We start from the raw sequence: 18,512 nt of genomic DNA on the forward strand, positions 1-18,512 counted from the left end.
TTGCTACTCTGAACTTTTGAACCCATTATTACTCTTTTCCTCCAAGCAGTCCTTCCTGCATGTCTTTCAATTCCTGCCACTTTCCCTGATAAGCTAAAAATGCCTGTTTTGCCCAAGTGCTAGGATTATGAATAGCATAATTTTCTCCGCCGGCATCTAAAATAGATTGTAATTTTTCTGTAGAAGTGTCTGATAATTGATGCCAGGTTATTATTCCGGCTTCGTTAAATAAAGCTTCAATTTTTGGACCGATTCCTTCGACGATTTTTAAATCATTTTCTTTTATTTTTTTTCCAAAAACAGTTGCAGCCAACTCACTGTCAAATAGTATTGTAGGTGTAACAGCCGCATATGATTGTGGTGAAGGTGTAATTATAGCTTTAGCAGCTAATTCAGTTTCTAAAGCAGCAATTTTTGCTGTTAGATTTTTAGTATTGGCTTTGCATGCATCAAGATCTTCCTGTAAGGATGTCGCAAGCGAATCCTCTTTTTTTGAATTCATTTTTCCTAGCAAGTAACCTAAAATTGCACAGATTAATCCCACTAGCACTGGTATTAAGATACAAGGTATATTCATAATAGTATATTTTGATTATTATTTAATTGTAATAACGGTTCTTCTGTTGTTTGCTTTGCCTTCAGCAGTTGTGTTATCTCCAATTGGTTCATCTGGTCCTTTAGATTCTGTTGTGATCCGTGAGGCGTTAATTCCGTTTTCAGACAAATATTTTTTAGAAAATTCGGCTCGTTTTTGTCCAAGAATAATATTAGCATCACGATTTCCAATATTGTCTGAATGCCCTACAATTAAAACATTTGCTTCTTTTGCATGATCTAAATATTTGACAATAGCTGCGACCTTTTGTTTTTCAACATTGCTCAATTTATCACTCGATTTATTAGTACTAAAATGAAGAATCAATGGATCTTTATTTATTTTTTCTTTAAGAATACTCCATTCGTCAGTAGCGACAGCAGTTGTAGCTGCGTTTTCAAATTTGTATTCAGTTGGTCCCAAAATGGTATCTAGATTGGTTTTCCAAGTATCAATAATTTCTCCTTTGATATCAAACTGAGATGAAGACAAACCTTTAGAAACGAAATAATTTTTCACATCATTAGCTCTTGCTAAACCAAGATTTTCAAATTTAGATGTATTAATTTCATCAGATGTCGCGTAGCCTGTAATAGTCAATTTTTGTTTAGGGTTTGCAGTTAAGAAGCTTTTCAGGTTTTCAATTCCAATTGTTACTGAATCAGCAACTGGCATAATTAAAGTAGAACTGTTTTTCAAGAACTTGAGATTATCATTTGTGTGATATTCAATTCCGGAGCCATTAAGAACAAAAGGAACAAAATTGGTGTCCTTAGATGTAACTGCTGGTATTTTTTGTATACCAACTGTTTGTGTTTCTATACTGCAATTGCAACAAAATTTGACATACAAAAAAGTACCCAAAATGATTGTGATAGCAATGCCTAAGAGATAAAGTGCTTTTTTAGACATAAATATGAAGTTTAGATACTATCAAATTTAACAAAAAAATAAATACATAACGTGTTAATAATCAGTTATTTTGTAGTTATGTATCTAGCTTTCAAAACATTACAAAATTGTCTTAAATCGCTCAAGATTGGATATTCTCAATTTAAGACTCAATTAAAATGAGTAACTTGCATTAAAAATTAATTTATAAATCAAGATGATTGAAATTGAAAGAAAGTTTCTTGTAAAATCAAGTGATTTTAAAGAGCAGGCTTTTACTCAAAATAAAATTGCCCAGGGATATTTAAGTTCATTGCCTGAAAGAACCGTTCGCGTTAGAATTAAAGGCGAAAGAGGCTTTTTGACCATTAAAGGAATTGGCCATCATGGCGGTATGTCACGTTTTGAATGGGAAAATGAGATTCCACTAGACGAAGCACAAGAACTGCTTAAATTGTGTGAAAAAGGAAAAATTGAAAAGACTCGTTTCGAAATAAAATGTGGGAATCATGTTTTTGAAGTAGATGAATTTTATGGAGAAAATGAAGGTCTAGTAATGGCAGAAATTGAATTGAAGTCAGAAACAGATACTTTTGAAAAACCAAGTTGGCTAGGAGAAGAAGTAACAAATGATGAAAGATATTACAATGCTTATTTGAGTAAAAATCCTTTTAAAGACTGGGGAAAAGAATAAATTATGACAGAACAATATGATTTGATTATTGTCGGAGGCGGACCAATTGGATTAGCCTGCGCAATAGAAGCTCAAAAGAAAGACCTACGTTATTTAATTATAGAAAAAGGTGCGATTGTAAATAGTATTTTCAATTATCCGTTGTATATGACCTTTTTTTCAACTGCTGAAAGATTAGAAATTGGAGATATCCCGTTTAATTGTCTAGCTCCAAAACCAGGTCGTCAGGAAGCTCTGGAATATTACAGAAACATTCACCGTTATTTTAATTTTAAGATTCATTTGTTTGAAAAAGTGACTCAGATTCACAAATTAAAAAATAAATCATTTAATGTAACCACAGATAAAACTTCTTATCAAGCTAAATATGTAATCGTTGCAACCGGATTTTATGATATTCCGATTGAAATGAACGTAAAAGGCGAGGAGCTGCCTAAAGTTCGTCATTATTATAAAGAAGCTCATGAATATGCTTTTAGAAATATTTTAGTAGTTGGTGCTAATAATTCATCTGTCGATGCCGCTTTAGAATGCTGGAGAAAAGGAGCAAATGTTACGATGGTTATTCGTAAAAACGAAATCAATAACAGAGTGAAATATTGGGTAAAACCCGATATTGAAAACCGAATTGCAGAAGGGAGCATCAAAGCTTATTTTGAATCAAATATTACTGAAATACGAGCAAACGAAGTAGAAATTGAAACTCCAGAAGGAAAAGTAACAATTGAAAATGATTTTGTTTTGGCCTTAACGGGTTACAAACCTGATTTGACTTTTCTAGAAAAAATGGGAATTCAATTGTCTGATGACGAATTGAAAACACCAACATATAATGCAGAAACAATGGAAACCAATGTTGAAGGATTATTTTTGGCCGGCGTAGTTTGCGGTGGCATGCAGACGCACAAATGGTTTATTGAAAACTCTAGAATTCACGCCAATATGATTGTAGATTATATTATATCCAAATAAAATATTTTCCCCACAGATTAGAATTAAATGGATTAACATTAAAATCTTCTAATCTGTTGGGAAAATAAAAATTAAGAACTGCAAGAAAGCATTGAACATCCGACTTTTGATCGTGCCCAATCTGGTCGTTTAGCAAACCATTTTTCTGATTCTATTTGTTCGTCATATGGTTTTTGCAAAAGAAGATATAATTCATTTATTAAAGAATAATCACCTTGATCTGCAGCATCAATAGCTAGTTGTGACATGTAATTTCGCAATACATATTTAGGATTAATAAGATTCATTTTTTCAACGCGATTTTCATCTGAAACTTCCTCAGAATTTAATTTTTGGATATAAGCAGAAAACCATTTTTTCCAAGAATCTAAAACAGCTCCTGAAATTTCTTTTGGAAAATAAAAAGCCTCTTGCATTTTTTCAATTGCATTTTCAGCAGAATCTGTTTTCTGAATTCTGTTTAAATTTCTAAAAAAGATGGTCATGTCGGTTTCAGATAATTGTAAAATAGTTTCTAAACCTTCAATTAATTTATCATCAGTTTCAGTTGAAGTAAATATTCCTAATTTACTTAAAAACATGGTTTTATAGTCTGAATCAAAATCAATTATAAACGATTCTAAAATTTTCTCTAAAGGTTCGGCTTCATTAATTAAAGGATAAAGCGCATTAGCCAATTGATATAAATTCCACTGTGCAATTTGAGGCTGATTTCCAAAACGATATCTTCTATTCTGACTGTCAGTTGTATTTGGCGTCCAATTTGGATCGTAATTTTCCAGCCATCCATAAGGTCCGTAATCTATAGTAATTCCGTGAATCGACATATTATCCGTATTCATTACGCCGTGTACAAAACCAACTCGCTGCCAATGCAAAATCATTTCACGTGTCTTTTCAGCAACAGTTTTAAAAAATTGCAAATATTGTTCTTTTGGTTCTCCTTCTATTTCAGGAAAATAATGTTTGATATTATATTCGACAAATTCTTTTAAATTTTTAAGTTCGTTTCTGGCTGTAAGCATTTCAAAACTTCCAAAACGAATGAAAGAAGGAGCGACACGACAAACAACTGCACCTTTTTCGTAAGCCGGATTTCCATTGTACAAAATGTCGCGTAAAACCTCGTCGCCAGAAAGCATTAGAGAAAGCGATCGGGTAGTAGGAACTCCTAAATAGTGCATTGCTTCAGCACATAAATATTCCCTAACAGAGGATCGCAAAACGGCTAAGCCATCAGCAGTTCTCGAATATGGTGTTTTTCCAGCACCTTTTAATTGAAGTGTAAAAAACTGATTATCATTCTCAACCTCCGTTAAATTGATCGCGCGTCCGTCTCCTAATTGTCCAGCCCAATTCCCAAATTGATGCCCTGCATACGGCATTGCATAGGGGCGAGTATCTGCCAGAATTTCTTTTCCTGAGAAAACATTTAAAAATGATTCAGATTGAATTTCATTTTTGCTGATTCCCACTAATTCGGCTACTTCTTCAGAAGCATGAATTAGCTTTGGATTAGAGGGTTTGGTTGGATTTACATACGAAAAGAGCGTATTTCTTACCTGACGAATTTCATTTGTTTCATCTGGATCTGCTGGTAATTCAGCTGTAAATCGATTATTTATTTTTAAGTTTTTCATTGTTGTATTTTTTATTTTTTGCCCAATTATTAAGATTATTTCTTTGAAAAGGAAATATTAATCTGAGCTCTAAAATTACTTATTCAACTAGTTTTTCTGCGTACATTTTTTTTAATTTTTGCACTTTTGGATCAATTACAATTTGACAGTAACGGGTATCTTGATTGTTATTATAATAATTTTGATGATCTTGTTCAGCTTCATAAAATACTTCAAAAGCAGCTAATTCAGTTACAATTTTGTCATCATAAAAAGGTTGTGCTTCTTCTAAAACTTTTTCTGCAATTTTTTTTTGTTCCTCATTATGATACAAAATTATAGAACGATACTGTGTACCTACATCTGCTCCCTGTCGATTAAGTGTTGTTGGATCGTGACTTGTCATAAATATAAATATCAAGTCATGATATGAAATTATGTCAGGATTAAAAATAACCTGTATGACTTCGGCATGACCAGTTCTGCCAGTACGTACTTCACGATAAGGCGGATTTTTAATAAAGCCACCTGAAAAACCTGATTTTAAAGATTCTGTACCTTTTAACCGTTGTATCACAGCCTCAATACACCAAAAACACCCACCACCAAAAGTAGCCGTTGCTAAATTTTCCATATATAAATATTATTCAAGTTTTAATGCCTATTAATCCTATAGAATATTATGATAAATTGTCAAAAAAAGGACTATTTAGTTAAATAAACTAATCGGTCTTCTAATATTTAAAGTTTATAATTGATAAATTCGCAATTTTATAAAAAAGCATTTATATTTGCATCAAACTTAGGCACACTAATGAATAGCAAAAATAGTACCATCACTTTAGAAACGTATTTTCAGGATTTCCGAAAAAATATTGTGGGAATAAATCAAGAATTTACTTCGCCTTACGGTAAAAAAAAGATCATTTACACTGATTGGACAGCCAGCGGCCGTTTATACCGACCAATTGAAGAGAAACTTCTGAATGAATTCGGACCTTTCGTTGCTAATACACATACAGAAACTACTGTGTCAGGTACTGCCATGACAAAAGCCTATCATCATGCCAGAAACATAATAAAACGTCATACTAATGCTAATACTGATGATGTTTTGATTACAGATGGAACCGGAATGACAGGTGTTGTTAATAAATTTCAGCGTATTTTAGGTTTGAAGATTCCAGAAAACCTGAAAGACTGCACAATAGTTCCAGCTGAAAAAAAACCTGTTGTTTTTATTTCGCATATGGAACATCATTCTAATCAAACCTCTTGGTTAGAAACGATCGCAGATGTTGAAATTATTCCATCATGCGAAAAAGGACTTTTTAGTCTGGAAAATTTAGAAGAACTGCTAGAAAAATATACCGATAGAACGATTAAAATTGCTTCAATTACTTCATGTTCTAATGTTACGGGTTTAAAAACACCTTTTCATGAAGCTGCGAAATTGATGCATAAGCATAACGGAGTTTGTTTTGTAGATTTCGCCTGTTCTGGACCTTATGTAGAAATTGATATGCATCCTGCAGATCCAGAATCTTATCTTGATGCTATTTTCTTTTCTCCACATAAATTTTTAGGAGGACCTGGAACGTCTGGTGTGTTAATTTTCAATAAAAAATTATACAATAATATGATTCCTGATTGTCCCGGCGGCGGAACTGTAAGCTGGACAAATCCTTGGGGAGAACACAAATATATTGACAATATTGAGGATCGTGAAGATGGCGGAACTCCTGGTTTTCTTCAGGTTATAAAAACAGCTTTGGCAATTGAGCTTAAGGAAGAAATGGGAATTGAAAACATTCTGCAGCGTGAGCACGAAATTGTTGATTTTGTTTTTAATGAATTGGATGAAATTTCAAATATTAAAATTTTAGCGGGACAGCATAAAAATCGTTTGGGTGTAGTTTCATTTTTTATTGAAAATCTTCATTTTAATTTAGGAGTAAAATTATTGAATGATAAATTCGGAATTCAGACTAGAGGAGGATGCAGCTGTGCTGGAACTTACGGGCATTTTTTATTGCATGTAGATCAAGAAACTTCGAATCAATTGGTTAATGAAATTACGATTGGTGATTTGATCAAAAAACCAGGATGGATCAGAATGTCAATTCATCCAACTACAACCGACGAAGAAATTGCTTTTGTTTGTGAAAGTATCAAAGATTTGGCTAAAAATCATGAAACTTGGGCTTTAGATTATTCTTATAATAAAAACACAAATGAGTTTGTTCACAAAAATGCGACTTCATTTGAAGATGAGTTGGTTGAAAGCTGGTTTAAATCGTAATTAACCAAACAAAGAAAAAGATTATTTAAAACTTAAATATTAAATAAACCCGACGGAATTTAAAAATCTGTCGGGTTTGTTGTTTGTTAAAAATCGCTATACGTTCTTGTCTAGCCCCGATAGTACTGAAAAACCTTTTGTGCCGGTGTTCGGCGCAAAAGTTTGAAAGGGATAGCGGGACTGATCGTCTTAAAAAATGAAACCACCGGCTCCTGAAAAAAAGCTACATAATTAAACGTACGCCTCCTAAATCTGAAACTCTATAAGAGAATTTGTTTCCTGGAGAAGCTATAAACATAAAGTTTTTAGGAATTTTCCATTTTTTGGATAAATCGTCTATAATTTCTGGCCCGAAAACACCTTCGATCTCAAGATATTCGATATCCAGACTATCGTAAGCGCGATCTAAAACTTCTAAGTCTTTTTTAAGTTCTTCGTTGTTTGTAATGCCGTTTTTGATGTGAACAATTTTAAGTTTTTTGGTCGTTTCATTACCTTCGACATATTGTAAAACTTTATTCAAAATAGCAATATCATCACCTTTGGTAAAAAAGACAAATTCCTGCGAATTAATTTGTAAACTTAAATTCTGCAAATAGCGATTGCTTACAATTACAAATCTTCTCAACGGCTGATAGAAATATTCTAAGGCTTCTATTAACAATTTGATAAGTAAGACACGGTTAAGCATAACTCCGATAAAAATTAAGGAAGGAATCATGTATTTTAGAAATGTATAAAATGAATTAATATTCAATTTCATATTTCCTATAAATGCTGCAATAATAAACGAAACGGCTATTACAACTGCTATACCTCGTGCACGTTCAGGTCTAGGAAGTTTTCTTCGTTTGAATTTCAATAATAAATTTCCAATTCCGAAAAGCGCCATAACAGCCAGAAAAGAAAAAGTATAAACTCCAGCCAAGGATTCTAAATGGCCTTTTGTAGCAAAAAGAACTGATATACAGAGAACTAAAAAACTGATTACGATTCGGTAATGCGAGCCTCTTTTATTTTGTTTTAGGAAATAGTTTGGCAAAATTCGATCTAATGTCATTCGGTTTAATAAACCAGAAACACCTACAAATGAAGTAAGTACAGCACCACATAAAACTAAAACAGCATCAATAGAAATTAGCCATGCCAGCCATGATCCTCCAGTAGTTTGACCTAAATGTGCCAAAAGTGATTCTTTGTTTTCTCCAACTTCGGTTAACGGAATTACACTTATTAATAATATGGCGATTACGGGATTAAAAAAGCTTACAATTGCCCACATGTTTCGAAGTGTTTTAGGGAAGATGCCATGTTCTTGTTCTTCGACAAAATTTGCTGAGCTTTCAAAACCTGAAATTCCGAGCATTGCGGCAGAAAATCCTAGGAAAAGTGCTGTTTTTATATTTCCAGTTGCAATGGGTGTTTGCCAATTGATATGAAAAATATTTAAACCGTGATTTAAGATAAAATACAAAGAGGCTAAAACCAATAAGCTAAGTGTCGCAATATGAGTTAGAAAGATAAAGACGGCAACAAATGCAGATTCTCCAATTCCTAAAATGGCAAGGCCAGTAAAAAGTACAAGAACGACAACGGTTGCAATTGTAACATTCAAGCCATCGAAAATTCCGTGCAAATAATGCATTCCTTCTGAGGCTGAAATTACGGCCGTCGCCATATAAGATAAAACTGTTAAAGTAGCGGCTAATGAGGCTAACCGTTTTGTAGAAGTATTTAGTAAAACATTGTAAGCGCCACCGTTTAAAGGAATTGCGCCAACAACTTCACCATAAATTTTTCTGAATAAGTATAGAACAACTGCAACGATCAATAACGAAATCCATGCATATTGGCCAGCATACAAAATGGTAAGTGCCGAAACATACAAACAGGAAGAACTAATATCGTTTCCGCAAATTGCTGTTGCTTGTAACTGATTTAATTTTTTGTGTACAATGTCTTTCATAGTTATTCAAGATTACAACACGATTAACTCAATAAGCAGTAACAAAATAATTAGAATCTTTGCAACAAGGAGATAAATAAAATTAAAAATTAAATTTTATTTTTAATCAATGTGAATTTTAAACTTGAATTTACGAATCTTATCTGGATTCTTGAAACTTTTTAAGAGATAATAAAGCCTGCTCCTGAATTTTTTTATGAAAAAATCCTGTCCATCCTAACAAATACCCTGTCAAGCCAAAAGCTTGTTTCGACCATTTCCAAACGTCAAAATTATCTGTATGCTTGATAATCAATCCGTCTTGAAATACAAACTCAGCCGAAATTCTATTGATAACATTTCGATTAGTTTTAGTAAATATATAAGTCGCAACCCATTTTGCAGAACCAGTAAATTCATCTGCTTTTATATCTGAAAATTCTAGCTTAAGATTGCCTTTGCTTCTCAAAATCAACATTTCCCACATTTTAGAAACCTGATCTTCTTTTAATAATCCAAAAGCGGGATCAATAAAATGAATTTTCGGATGGTAACATTCGCTCATTGTTTTGGCATCACCATTTGCAAAAGCAGTGTAGAATTTTGCAATTAAATTTTCGTTTGCGTTCATTAAAATAAAATTAAGCTATAAATATAAGATTTATTATACTAAATCATTTCTTTATAAAAGACTTATTTCTTTTGCAGTATCAAAAGTTTTTTTGGATTTATCAAACGCTGTCGAAAAGTATGACATTCTATTAATTGCAGTAAAATAACCAGTTTGATTGCCGAAAGTTTTTGAATTTCCAGTTATAATAAACCTAATGGCTTGTATGTCTGTTTTTTTTAACTTAATCATTTCAGCCGGAGTAAAATAGTAATATGATGTTGTTTTGCCATCAGCAGTTTCATTGGTGTTTTTATCTACACAGGCAATAACATCACCGTTTACCAAATCGACATAAACACCGCCAGAAATTCGAGCTAGATCATTTGCTGTTGCAATAGTTAGTTTTAAAACACCTCCTTTATCTGTTTTTGCAATCTGAACATTTGTCTCGCCAGTATAAGCATATTTTTCACAAATAAACGTGTAACTCTGCGTTGCCGGAAAAGGTTTAGAGCCCTTTATACTTATGGTTTCCTGAGCGTTTGAAAGATTGGAAATTAACAATAATAAAAGCAGGGGCAATTTTAAACTCATATATTTTTAGTTTATTCAGTTATTTTAGAATCGAATTTTTCATCCCAATCCATTGATTTTATGGCAGAAACAAGATTATTTTCGTCTACAAAAACACGCAGTTCTTTATTGGCTACTTTTTTTGAATACAAAGCGTGATAACGGTAAATAACTTCTTGTTTGGTTTTGTAAACACCGTCTAATTTCAAATCAATAAAACTTCCATAATATTGTCTAAATCGTTGACAGGTTTTTGTCAAACGCTCCTCAGTTGTATTTTCCATTACCGACTTGGTAACTTCAGTTTCGTTAAAGGGTTTAAATTTAGAAGTATTGCACGTTTCTAAAACTCTTTTTCCTAATTCATAAGCTTTACTTTGCTGATTTGAATTTATTTCAGCACTCGCAACTTTTTTAATTTTTAAATCTTCAGTGTCTCTGCTTACTGTTTTTGATTTACATCCAATTAACAACAGCAAACATATAATCAATCCTGCTTTCTTCATAACTATTTATGTTATTTTTAATAATAAGTTAGGGTCGGGGCAATTTTCGATATAAAAATTAAGGTCGTTTGTATTGCAGACTCCTGGATAATCTCCCCAATAATCTTCAATATTTTGTATAATCTGAAAATGTACATGAGGTGCATAATCACCGTTAACGGCAGCATTTCCTATAGTTGCAATTTGTTCTCCTTTTTTATAAAATTTCCCGACGGTTAAATCTTTTATACTTTCTAACGATAAATGACCGTATAAAGTATAAAATATTTCATTTTCAACTTCGTGTTCTAAAATAATGGTCGGCCCATAATCGCCCAGACCAAGATTATTTTTAAAACTATGTATTTTTCCATCCAGTGGTGCTAGAACGGAAGTTTCAACTTTTGTCCATAAATCAAGACCAATATGAATGTTGCGTTCTGGAATCGAATCATTTTTAAAAATGGTACTTCTTTTATATAAAGTACGTCCTTCAATATAACCGCCAAATGCAACTTCGGCATTGTTCTTTTTTAAATAATCTGATATAAAAATTTCAAATTCTGTCGCGTTTTCTGGTTTTCTTTTGACCAATTCTTGATTAGTAATTGATAAGTCTAACGGAACATATTTAGAAAAATCAATACTCGAATCGATAACCTTAGTAGGTGGTAAGGTGTTTAAAATAGAGGCAAGGGTTTTCATAAAACTTAAATTTAGGCTACTTTTTCAATAATTATTAATTCATTATGAACTTCAATGCGGGGCAGCATTTTAGTCGTAAACAATTTAGGGTTTATTTCTGAAATATACTTTCTGTTTCTAATATTATGTGCTTCATCTAAAATCATGGTGTTAAAAAGCACAAAACCCTGATTTTTTAAAAGTGAACAAATTCGTTCGCTAAAAAAGCTTTCGAATAAGAAGTTGGGCATTTTGATATCTTCAAAAATATCAATAATAATTAAATCATATTTATGTTTGGTTTTCAATACAAATTCGAAAGCGTCATCAATAATAACTTCAAGCTGTTTGATTTGGTTGAGATTAAAATATTCATTTGCTATTTGTATCATTTCAGCATCAATTTCGACTCCGGTAATTTTGCCTTTGTATTCAATTTCGTCGACTAATGTTTTTATAACACTTCCGCCAGCAACTCCTAATAATAAAATATGATCCATTCTTAAAATATTCTCATAGCCAATATTTCGAAGTCCGTACCTTAATATACGCTGCAGGCTACCATAAGAGTAATTTGTGTTTTCAGAATCTAATACCAACTCACCATTCGCCCAAGTTACCTCAATCATTTTGCTCCTTGCTGATTTTTTCTTGAATATTTTAATTGGAATAAGATAACTGAATAATTTTTGAATCATTTTATAATGCTTTTACTCAAAATTACCATTTTAAATCTTTTATTTTGCAGAAATAATAAACTTTAATGAAGAAACAATTGTACAAATTCATCTTTTTTAAGCTAATGGGCTGGAAAATAGTAGGAATTGAAAATGCAGAAGTAAAAAAATGTGTTATGATGGTAATGCCTCATACAAGTAATCATGATTTTTATTTGGGAATTTTTACCAGAGGAATCTCCGGACTGCAAATGAATTGGGTTGGAAAAAAGGAATTGTTCAAATTTCCTTTCGGATATTATTTTAGAAGCGCAGGAGGAGAACCCTTAGATCGCTCGGGAGGATTAAATAAAGTCGACTCGATAGCGGCTATTTTTGATCGTAAAGAAGTTTTTCGTTTGGCTGTTGCTCCAGAAGGAACACGTAAAAATGTAAAAGAAATAAAGAGCGGATTTTATTATATCGCACTTAAAGCAAATGTGCCAATTGTTCCAGTAGCTTTTGATTGGGGCAAAAAAGAAGTTAATTTAGGCAAGCCATTTTTCCCGACTGGAAATTATGAAGCGGATTTACAAGTTTTGAAAAAACATTATGAAGGAGTTTTAGGTAAAATTCCACAAGACGGATTTCAATTGTAAATTTTCGATATTTTTTCGATTGCGTGAGAATCGCTTAAATAAAAAATATTTTTAAAAATTTTCAAATACACGAAAAATTAAATTACGGGACATACACCTTAAATGTTCCGTTTTTATAAAAAAAGACAATTTTCTCAATTTCCCTTTCACCAGAATCTAAATTGGAATTTTTATTTTCTGAAAAATTTTTACTTTCTGTTTTTTCTTCTTCTTGATAATTGATTTCAGAAAATAAATCTGTCGAACCAAAATTTTCATTTAATGAAATAGGAGAGGTTGATTTTGTGATTTCTGAAGCTGAATCTGTTTTTGAATTTAAACTTTCATCATTACTTTTTGGGAAAGTTCCTTTTCCGTTTAATATCCAATACAAATCTACATCCGGAAAAACGTCTAAGATTTTCATCACAAAATCTAAGCTTGGTTTATTTCTGCCTGACAATAGGTGAGACATGCTAGAACGCTGCACGCCAATTTTATCAGCAAATGAAGAAGCATTTAAAGCGTAATAATCGAGTATAATTTCAAGCCTTTTTACAAAATCATCTATGTTTACCATTGTAATTGTTTTAATTAAAAACACTGTTTACAAATGTAACTAAAAGAATCCAATAAATCAATATTACAGTTGTAAATTATCATTTTAATCTAATAATGAGATAATAATAACTTTAAATAGCAGTACTTAAATCATTGAAATTAAATCATTTAATAAATAGCGCTTAAAGTAATAACAATTGTTAACTCGCATTGATTCTATTAACTATAATTAATTTATAAATCTGTTTACAATTCTAAATTTTAGACTTTTTTGATTGTTTACAATTGTAAAAATAAAGATGTTTACTTTTGTAAACTAATCAAAAGACAATGAATTTAGAAGAATTATTTGAGCAATACAAAGAACAATCTATAAGAGGCCGTTACTTAACTTTAAACCATATTCAGCCTTTATTAGATAAATTAAATACTGATAATCAAGTAGCAATTATTGGAAAGTCAGTTTTAGACCAACCTATATATAGTTATCAAATTGGTAACGGAGAAACTAGAATTTATCTTTGGTCGCAAATGCACGGAAACGAAAGCACAACAACAAAAGCATTGTTTGACTTTATTAATGTATTAAACAGTGGATCTGAGTTTGCATCTAAAATGCTTAAAACATTTACTTTCTACTGCATTCCGATATTAAATCCTGACGGAGCAAAGCTTTATACACGTGAAAATGCCAATAAGATAGACCTGAACCGTGACTCGCAAAACCTGACACAGCCAGAAAGCAATGTGCTTAGAGCTGCATTCGAAAGCTTTAAACCCCATTATTGCTTTAATCTTCACGATCAGCGTACTATTTTTGGTGCTGGAGATACAGGAAAACCTGCAACTGTTTCATTTTTAGCTCCTTCTTACAATGAAGAGAGAGAAGTTAATGATAATAGATTAAAAGCTATTAATTTGATTGCCGGAATTAATGATGAGTTGCAAAAATACATTCCCGGCCAGGTGGGGCGTTTTGATGATTCGTTTAATATCAACTGTATAGGAGATACATTTCAATTTTTAGGGGTGCCGACAATTTTATTTGAAGCAGGGCACTACAACGGCGATTATGATAGAGAAATCACGAGAAAGTTCATATTTTTCTCACTAATTTCAAGCTTTAAACTTATATCCGAAAACGATTTAGTTGATAACAGAATTTCTGATTATTTGAATATTTCACAAAATAAAGTGGTTTTTTATGATTTTATGTATAAAAATATCAAAATAAATTATGATGGTATCGAAATTATTACGAATTTTGTCGCACAATACAAAGAGGAATTGATTGAAAATACAATTCATTTTAACGCTTACATTGTTGAAGTAGGCGAATTGGAAAATTATTTTGGACATTACGAATATGATGCTAAAGGAGCTTTTTATTCTGATGATTACAGTAATTTTCCGAAAACGAATCAAAAAGCAGATTTTTATTTAAATAAAAATGTTAAATTTGTTAACGGATTGATAAAAAGTTAAATTTTTTGTGAATTTGTTGTTTTTTATATATATTTTTATACTTTGTAATAGCAATTAGTAATATTAATTAAAGAATTATGAGTAAATTTCGTTTAGATGAAGTAGATCACCAGATTTTAGATATGTTAATAGACAATACGAGAGTTCCGTTTACTGACATTGCAAAAAAACTATTGATATCTGCTGGAACAGTACATGTTAGAGTAAAAAAAATGGAAGACGCAGGTATAATAATGGGATCTTCATTAGCCTTAGATTACGATAAATTAGGGTATTCATTTATTGCTTATGTAGGTGTATTCCTTAATAATACATCTCAAACTAAATTTGTATTAGAGCGAATCAATCAAATTCCATTCGTAACGGTAGCTTCTGTAACGACAGGAAAATTCAATATCTTTTGCAAAATTAGAGCGAAAGATACTAAGCATGCGAAAGAAGTTATCTTCATGATTGATGATATCGAAGGCGTTTACAGAACAGAAACAATGATTTCACTAGAAGAAAGTATAAACGATAAGAAGCGTTTGATGCATACTATTTTTAAAAATATGTAATATTTTCTTGAATGCTATATTAAAATATAACCTCAAGTTTATTCTTGGGGTTTTTTTATGACCTATTAACCAACCAACTATAACACGATTATGTACACGTTACCAAAAATTGAGCGTTTTAATAAAGACGTTCTCTCTAAATACCACATTTATAATAGTGTTTTTATAACATTGCCATTTGATTCTATAGATAATACAGGGGTTTTACTGCCTTTATTTACAGAAACTTGCGAAACGGGATTTAAAAAACAAGAAACTCCAAAAGAAATTTTTGATTTCTTTTCTCAAAAATACTTAAACAACGCATCAGAGACTGAAAAAATCGACTTAATGTTTCGATTTATCCAGTATATAGAACGTCAGATTGTATTGTTTGATGCTATTGAAGATGCAGCTTTTCCTGAAGTAAATAACATGGAAGGGCGTGGCTCTTTGCGTGATATTAAAGAAAAATCAGATGCGAAAGAGAAAGACGACGAATTGATAGAATTTCTTGAAAACTTTAACGTCAGAACTGTTTTAACAGCGCACCCTACCCAATTTTATCCTGGGCCTGTTTTAGGAATTATAAATGATTTAACTGAAGCAATTCGTTTGAATGATTTGTTACAGATTAAGCAGTTATTGGCGCAGCTGGGTAAAACTCCTTTTATTCAAAACGAAAAACCAAATCCTTATGATGAAGCGGTTTCATTAATATGGTATTTAGAAAATGTATTTTATGCAACTTCTGGTGAAATTGTTCACTATTTGCAGAAAAATATTCTTCAAGGAAATGCTATTCAAAATCAATTGATCAAGCTTGGATTTTGGCCAGGAGGAGACCGTGATGGAAATCCTTTTGTTACAACAGAAATTACTTTAAAAGTTGCAGATCGTTTGCGTACTTCAATTTTGAAGTGTTATTATGTTGAAATGAGAAATTTAAAACGAAAGTTAACATTCTCAGGTGTAGACACTTTGGTGTCTGAACTTGAACATAAACTTTACCGTTCTGTATTTTATTCAAAAGGTGAAATTTATATTACTTTAGAGGAAATGCTTTCGCAATTAAATAAAATTAGAACCATTATTATAGAAAAACACCAATCACTTTATCTAGATGAATTAGAAGCGTTTTTGGTTAAAATTAATTTATTTGGATTTCATTTTGCGACTTTAGATATTCGTCAAAACAGCAAAATTCACGATTTAGTATTTAAAGATGTCGTAAATCATTATTTAAATTCAGGTTCTGCAATTTTCCCTGCAAATTATTTCGAATTATCTGAAGCAGATAAATTAGTAGTTTTATCAAAAGTAAAGGGCGATTTAAATCCAAATGATTTTGATGATGAAATAACTAAATCTACTTTAGAGTCGGTTCAGGCTATTAAAACTATTCAAAAAGCCAATGGCGAATTTGGAGCTAACCGTTACATTATCAGTAATAATGAAAGTGCATTAAACGTAATGGAGACATTCGCAATGATTCGTTTGAATAATTGGGAAAATCCAACAGTTGATATTATTCCGCTTTTTGAATCTGTTGACGATTTGCAAAATGCACATCAAATTATGGAGCAGTTATATACGAATCCGGAGTATGCTAAGCATTTAAAGGAACGTGGCAACAAACAAACGATCATGTTAGGTTTCTCTGACGGAACAAAAGACGGAGGTTACTTGATGGCCAACTGGAGTATTTATCAAGCAAAAATTTCTTTAACTGAAATTTCTAGAAAATATGGTATAAAAGCTATTTTCTTTGATGGTCGAGGTGGGCCTCCAGCACGTGGTGGTGGAAAAACACATAAATTCTATGCTTCTCTAGGTCCAAAAATTGAAAATAACGAAATTCAAATAACGGTTCAAGGACAAACTATCAGTTCTAATTTTGGAACTTTAGATTCATGCCGTTATAATATTGAAAACTTATTGAGTGCCGGAGTGACTAATCAGGTTTTCAGCAAAGGTAAAAATGAGCTGACTGCTGAAGAAACTCAGATTTTGACACAATTGGCTGGTTTAGGATATGAAAAATATTTAAGCTTTAAAAATCATCCAAAGTTCATTCCGTATCTAGAGAAGATGAGTACCCTGAAATATTACTCTAAAACAAATATTGGAAGCCGTCCTTCAAAAAGAAGCAAATCAGAATCGTTGGATTTCGCTGATTTAAGAGCAATTCCTTTTGTTGGTTCTTGGAGTCAATTAAAACAAAATGTACCTGGATTCTTTGGAGTAGGAACAGCTTTAAAATACTTCGAAGAAAGCGGTCAATGGGATAAAGTTCAAGATTTATATCACAACTCTTTGTTCTTTAAAACGCTTTTAGAAAACAGTATGATGTCATTGGCAAAATCATTTTTACCCCTAACAGCTTACATGAGAAAAGATCCTGAATTTGGTGAATTTTGGCAGATCATTTACGACGAGTTTTCTGAAACGAAACGTCTTTTGTTGAAAATTGCAGGTCATAAAACCTTGATGGAAAATTATCCTGATGGTATAGCATCAATTCAAGTAAGAGAACGTATTGTATTGCCATTGTTGACAATACAACAATATGCATTATTGAAAATTAACGAATTGAATAAAGAAAATAACGTTAATGAGGAATTGATTAAAGTATACGAAAAAATCGTTACCAGATCACTTTTTGGAAATACCAATGCTAGTAGAAATTCAGCTTAAAAAGTTAATTTATTTATATAACAAATTAAAAATTGTCTAAAATGAATTCAGACCAATTATCAGAAAATGAATATTCAGGCGGATTTACAACTTATATCCAAGAAGCTGGAGATGTAAATTTAATTGAAGAGTTAGAGATTTCTTTACATGGTTTTATTCGATTTGTTCAAGATATTCCAATGGACAAATTTGATTATCGTTATGCAGAAGGAAAGTGGACAATCAAAGATATTATTCAACATCTTATAGATTCTGAACGTATTTTTTCTTACCGCGCTTTACGATTTTCAAGAAATGATAAAACACCTTTGGCTAGTTTTGAAGAAGATGATTATGCAAATAATACAAATTCAAATAACAGAAGTATTCAAGATTTGCTTACGGAACTGTCGGCCTTAAGACATTCTACTTTATTGTTTTATAAAAGTTTATCTGAAGAACAGCTTAAACGAATTGGAACAGCTTCAAACAATCCAATTTCTGTAAGAGCTTTAGGTTTTGTTATTATTGGTCACCAAAAACATCATCAAAAAGTTTTCAAGGAAAGGTATTTATAAGAAGTCTTA

General features: G+C 31.7%; 19 protein-coding genes. 8 read left to right on the forward strand and 11 right to left on the reverse strand.

The features are described from left to right. Positions 1-28: 28 nt before the first annotated feature. Both IR010_RS00345 and IR010_RS00350 read right to left on the reverse strand, forming a co-directional pair. On the reverse strand, positions 29-577 hold the full coding sequence (locus IR010_RS00345; RefSeq protein WP_194600631.1) for a hypothetical protein: 549 nt from the start codon (positions 575-577) through the stop codon (positions 29-31). An 18-nt stretch (positions 578-595) separates the two neighbouring features. Beyond that, entirely contained in the window at positions 596-1,507 is a 912-nt protein-coding gene (locus tag IR010_RS00350; protein ID WP_194600634.1) for an OmpA family protein, read from the reverse strand. 196 nt (positions 1,508-1,703) lie between these two features. On the opposite strand from IR010_RS00350, the gene IR010_RS00355 reads away from it, so the two are divergent. Together IR010_RS00355 and IR010_RS00360 are read left to right on the forward strand one after the other, a co-directional pair. Further along, complete coding sequence (locus IR010_RS00355; protein ID WP_029270393.1) at positions 1,704-2,180, forward strand: CYTH domain-containing protein; 477 nt, start codon at positions 1,704-1,706, stop codon at positions 2,178-2,180. Between the two features lie 3 nt (positions 2,181-2,183). Then, entirely contained in the window at positions 2,184-3,152 is a 969-nt protein-coding gene (locus IR010_RS00360) for a YpdA family putative bacillithiol disulfide reductase (RefSeq protein ID WP_194600637.1), read from the forward strand. A 71-nt stretch (positions 3,153-3,223) separates the two neighbouring features. Here the strand turns inward: IR010_RS00360 and IR010_RS00365 are convergent, their stop codons facing one another. Beyond that, entirely contained in the window at positions 3,224-4,792 is a 1,569-nt protein-coding gene (locus IR010_RS00365) for a protein adenylyltransferase SelO (protein WP_194600640.1), read from the reverse strand. 79 nt (positions 4,793-4,871) lie between these two features. Next, positions 4,872-5,405 (reverse strand): peptide-methionine (S)-S-oxide reductase MsrA, encoded by a 534-nt coding sequence (msrA, locus tag IR010_RS00370; RefSeq protein ID WP_194600642.1) that lies wholly within the window; start codon positions 5,403-5,405, stop codon positions 4,872-4,874. 180 nt (positions 5,406-5,585) lie between these two features. On the opposite strand from msrA, the gene IR010_RS00375 reads away from it, so the two are divergent. After that, complete coding sequence (locus IR010_RS00375) at positions 5,586-7,073, forward strand: aminotransferase class V-fold PLP-dependent enzyme (RefSeq protein WP_029270378.1); 1,488 nt, start codon at positions 5,586-5,588, stop codon at positions 7,071-7,073. Between the two features lie 223 nt (positions 7,074-7,296). On the opposite strand, the gene IR010_RS00380 is transcribed toward IR010_RS00375, so the two are convergent. From IR010_RS00380 to IR010_RS00405, 6 genes are all read right to left on the reverse strand, one after another. Then, positions 7,297-9,039, reverse strand: coding sequence for an APC family permease (locus IR010_RS00380; protein ID WP_194600645.1), 1,743 nt, complete (start codon positions 9,037-9,039; stop codon positions 7,297-7,299). A gap of 139 nt (positions 9,040-9,178) precedes the next feature. Next, positions 9,179-9,649: a nuclear transport factor 2 family protein gene (locus IR010_RS00385; RefSeq protein ID WP_194566037.1), complete on the reverse strand. Its 471-nt coding sequence runs from the start codon at positions 9,647-9,649 to the stop codon at positions 9,179-9,181. Positions 9,650-9,700: 51 nt separating this feature from the next. Continuing rightward, positions 9,701-10,225: a hypothetical protein gene (locus tag IR010_RS00390; protein ID WP_194566039.1), complete on the reverse strand. Its 525-nt coding sequence runs from the start codon at positions 10,223-10,225 to the stop codon at positions 9,701-9,703. Between the two features lie 11 nt (positions 10,226-10,236). Next, positions 10,237-10,710, reverse strand: coding sequence for a hypothetical protein (locus tag IR010_RS00395; RefSeq protein WP_029270361.1), 474 nt, complete (start codon positions 10,708-10,710; stop codon positions 10,237-10,239). 6 nt (positions 10,711-10,716) lie between these two features. Further along, complete coding sequence (locus IR010_RS00400; protein WP_194566043.1) at positions 10,717-11,394, reverse strand: peptidoglycan DD-metalloendopeptidase family protein; 678 nt, start codon at positions 11,392-11,394, stop codon at positions 10,717-10,719. An 11-nt stretch (positions 11,395-11,405) separates the two neighbouring features. After that, positions 11,406-12,071: a spermidine synthase gene (locus IR010_RS00405; RefSeq protein ID WP_029270358.1), complete on the reverse strand. Its 666-nt coding sequence runs from the start codon at positions 12,069-12,071 to the stop codon at positions 11,406-11,408. A 65-nt stretch (positions 12,072-12,136) separates the two neighbouring features. Between IR010_RS00405 and IR010_RS00410 the strand changes: the two genes are divergently transcribed. Next, positions 12,137-12,688 carry a 1-acyl-sn-glycerol-3-phosphate acyltransferase gene (locus IR010_RS00410; RefSeq protein WP_194566045.1) on the forward strand — a complete coding sequence of 184 codons (552 nt, stop codon included), beginning with the start codon at positions 12,137-12,139 and terminating at the stop codon, positions 12,686-12,688. 82 nt (positions 12,689-12,770) lie between these two features. On the opposite strand, the gene IR010_RS00415 is transcribed toward IR010_RS00410, so the two are convergent. After that, positions 12,771-13,247 carry a helix-turn-helix transcriptional regulator gene (locus IR010_RS00415; protein ID WP_194566046.1) on the reverse strand — a complete coding sequence of 159 codons (477 nt, stop codon included), beginning with the start codon at positions 13,245-13,247 and terminating at the stop codon, positions 12,771-12,773. Positions 13,248-13,558: 311 nt separating this feature from the next. Between IR010_RS00415 and IR010_RS00420 the strand changes: the two genes are divergently transcribed. From IR010_RS00420 to IR010_RS00435, 4 genes are all read left to right on the forward strand, one after another. After that, on the forward strand, positions 13,559-14,713 hold the full coding sequence (locus IR010_RS00420; RefSeq protein ID WP_194566047.1) for a M14 metallopeptidase family protein: 1,155 nt from the start codon (positions 13,559-13,561) through the stop codon (positions 14,711-14,713). A 77-nt stretch (positions 14,714-14,790) separates the two neighbouring features. Beyond that, positions 14,791-15,270: an Lrp/AsnC family transcriptional regulator gene (locus IR010_RS00425; RefSeq protein ID WP_007805990.1), complete on the forward strand. Its 480-nt coding sequence runs from the start codon at positions 14,791-14,793 to the stop codon at positions 15,268-15,270. Between the two features lie 90 nt (positions 15,271-15,360). After that, positions 15,361-17,946 (forward strand): phosphoenolpyruvate carboxylase, encoded by a 2,586-nt coding sequence (locus IR010_RS00430; RefSeq protein WP_194600648.1) that lies wholly within the window; start codon positions 15,361-15,363, stop codon positions 17,944-17,946. A gap of 41 nt (positions 17,947-17,987) precedes the next feature. Next, the gene (locus IR010_RS00435; protein WP_194566049.1) at positions 17,988-18,503 is read left to right on the forward strand and encodes a DinB family protein; all 516 of its coding nucleotides are present in this window, start codon (positions 17,988-17,990) and stop codon (positions 18,501-18,503) included. Positions 18,504-18,512: the final 9 nt, after the last annotated feature.

The organism is Flavobacterium sp. MR2016-29, assembly GCF_015350695.1.
In the GTDB taxonomy this organism is placed as follows: domain Bacteria; phylum Bacteroidota; class Bacteroidia; order Flavobacteriales; family Flavobacteriaceae; genus Flavobacterium.

Coding starts and splice junctions, on each gene's coding strand:
- IR010_RS00345 (WP_194600631.1), bottom strand. CDS start 577: ATGAATATACCTTGTATCTTAATACCAGTGCTAGTGGGATTAATCTGT.
- IR010_RS00350 (WP_194600634.1), bottom strand. CDS start 1,507: ATGTCTAAAAAAGCACTTTATCTCTTAGGCATTGCTATCACAATCATT.
- IR010_RS00355 (WP_029270393.1), top strand. CDS start 1,704: ATGATTGAAATTGAAAGAAAGTTTCTTGTAAAATCAAGTGATTTTAAA.
- IR010_RS00360 (WP_194600637.1), top strand. CDS start 2,184: ATGACAGAACAATATGATTTGATTATTGTCGGAGGCGGACCAATTGGA.
- IR010_RS00365 (WP_194600640.1), bottom strand. CDS start 4,792: ATGAAAAACTTAAAAATAAATAATCGATTTACAGCTGAATTACCAGCA.
- msrA (WP_194600642.1), bottom strand. CDS start 5,405: ATGGAAAATTTAGCAACGGCTACTTTTGGTGGTGGGTGTTTTTGGTGT.
- IR010_RS00375 (WP_029270378.1), top strand. CDS start 5,586: ATGAATAGCAAAAATAGTACCATCACTTTAGAAACGTATTTTCAGGAT.
- IR010_RS00380 (WP_194600645.1), bottom strand. CDS start 9,039: ATGAAAGACATTGTACACAAAAAATTAAATCAGTTACAAGCAACAGCA.
- IR010_RS00385 (WP_194566037.1), bottom strand. CDS start 9,649: ATGAACGCAAACGAAAATTTAATTGCAAAATTCTACACTGCTTTTGCA.
- IR010_RS00390 (WP_194566039.1), bottom strand. CDS start 10,225: ATGAGTTTAAAATTGCCCCTGCTTTTATTATTGTTAATTTCCAATCTT.
- IR010_RS00395 (WP_029270361.1), bottom strand. CDS start 10,710: ATGAAGAAAGCAGGATTGATTATATGTTTGCTGTTGTTAATTGGATGT.
- IR010_RS00400 (WP_194566043.1), bottom strand. CDS start 11,394: ATGAAAACCCTTGCCTCTATTTTAAACACCTTACCACCTACTAAGGTT.
- IR010_RS00405 (WP_029270358.1), bottom strand. CDS start 12,071: ATGATTCAAAAATTATTCAGTTATCTTATTCCAATTAAAATATTCAAG.
- IR010_RS00410 (WP_194566045.1), top strand. CDS start 12,137: ATGAAGAAACAATTGTACAAATTCATCTTTTTTAAGCTAATGGGCTGG.
- IR010_RS00415 (WP_194566046.1), bottom strand. CDS start 13,247: ATGGTAAACATAGATGATTTTGTAAAAAGGCTTGAAATTATACTCGAT.
- IR010_RS00420 (WP_194566047.1), top strand. CDS start 13,559: ATGAATTTAGAAGAATTATTTGAGCAATACAAAGAACAATCTATAAGA.
- IR010_RS00425 (WP_007805990.1), top strand. CDS start 14,791: ATGAGTAAATTTCGTTTAGATGAAGTAGATCACCAGATTTTAGATATG.
- IR010_RS00430 (WP_194600648.1), top strand. CDS start 15,361: ATGTACACGTTACCAAAAATTGAGCGTTTTAATAAAGACGTTCTCTCT.
- IR010_RS00435 (WP_194566049.1), top strand. CDS start 17,988: ATGAATTCAGACCAATTATCAGAAAATGAATATTCAGGCGGATTTACA.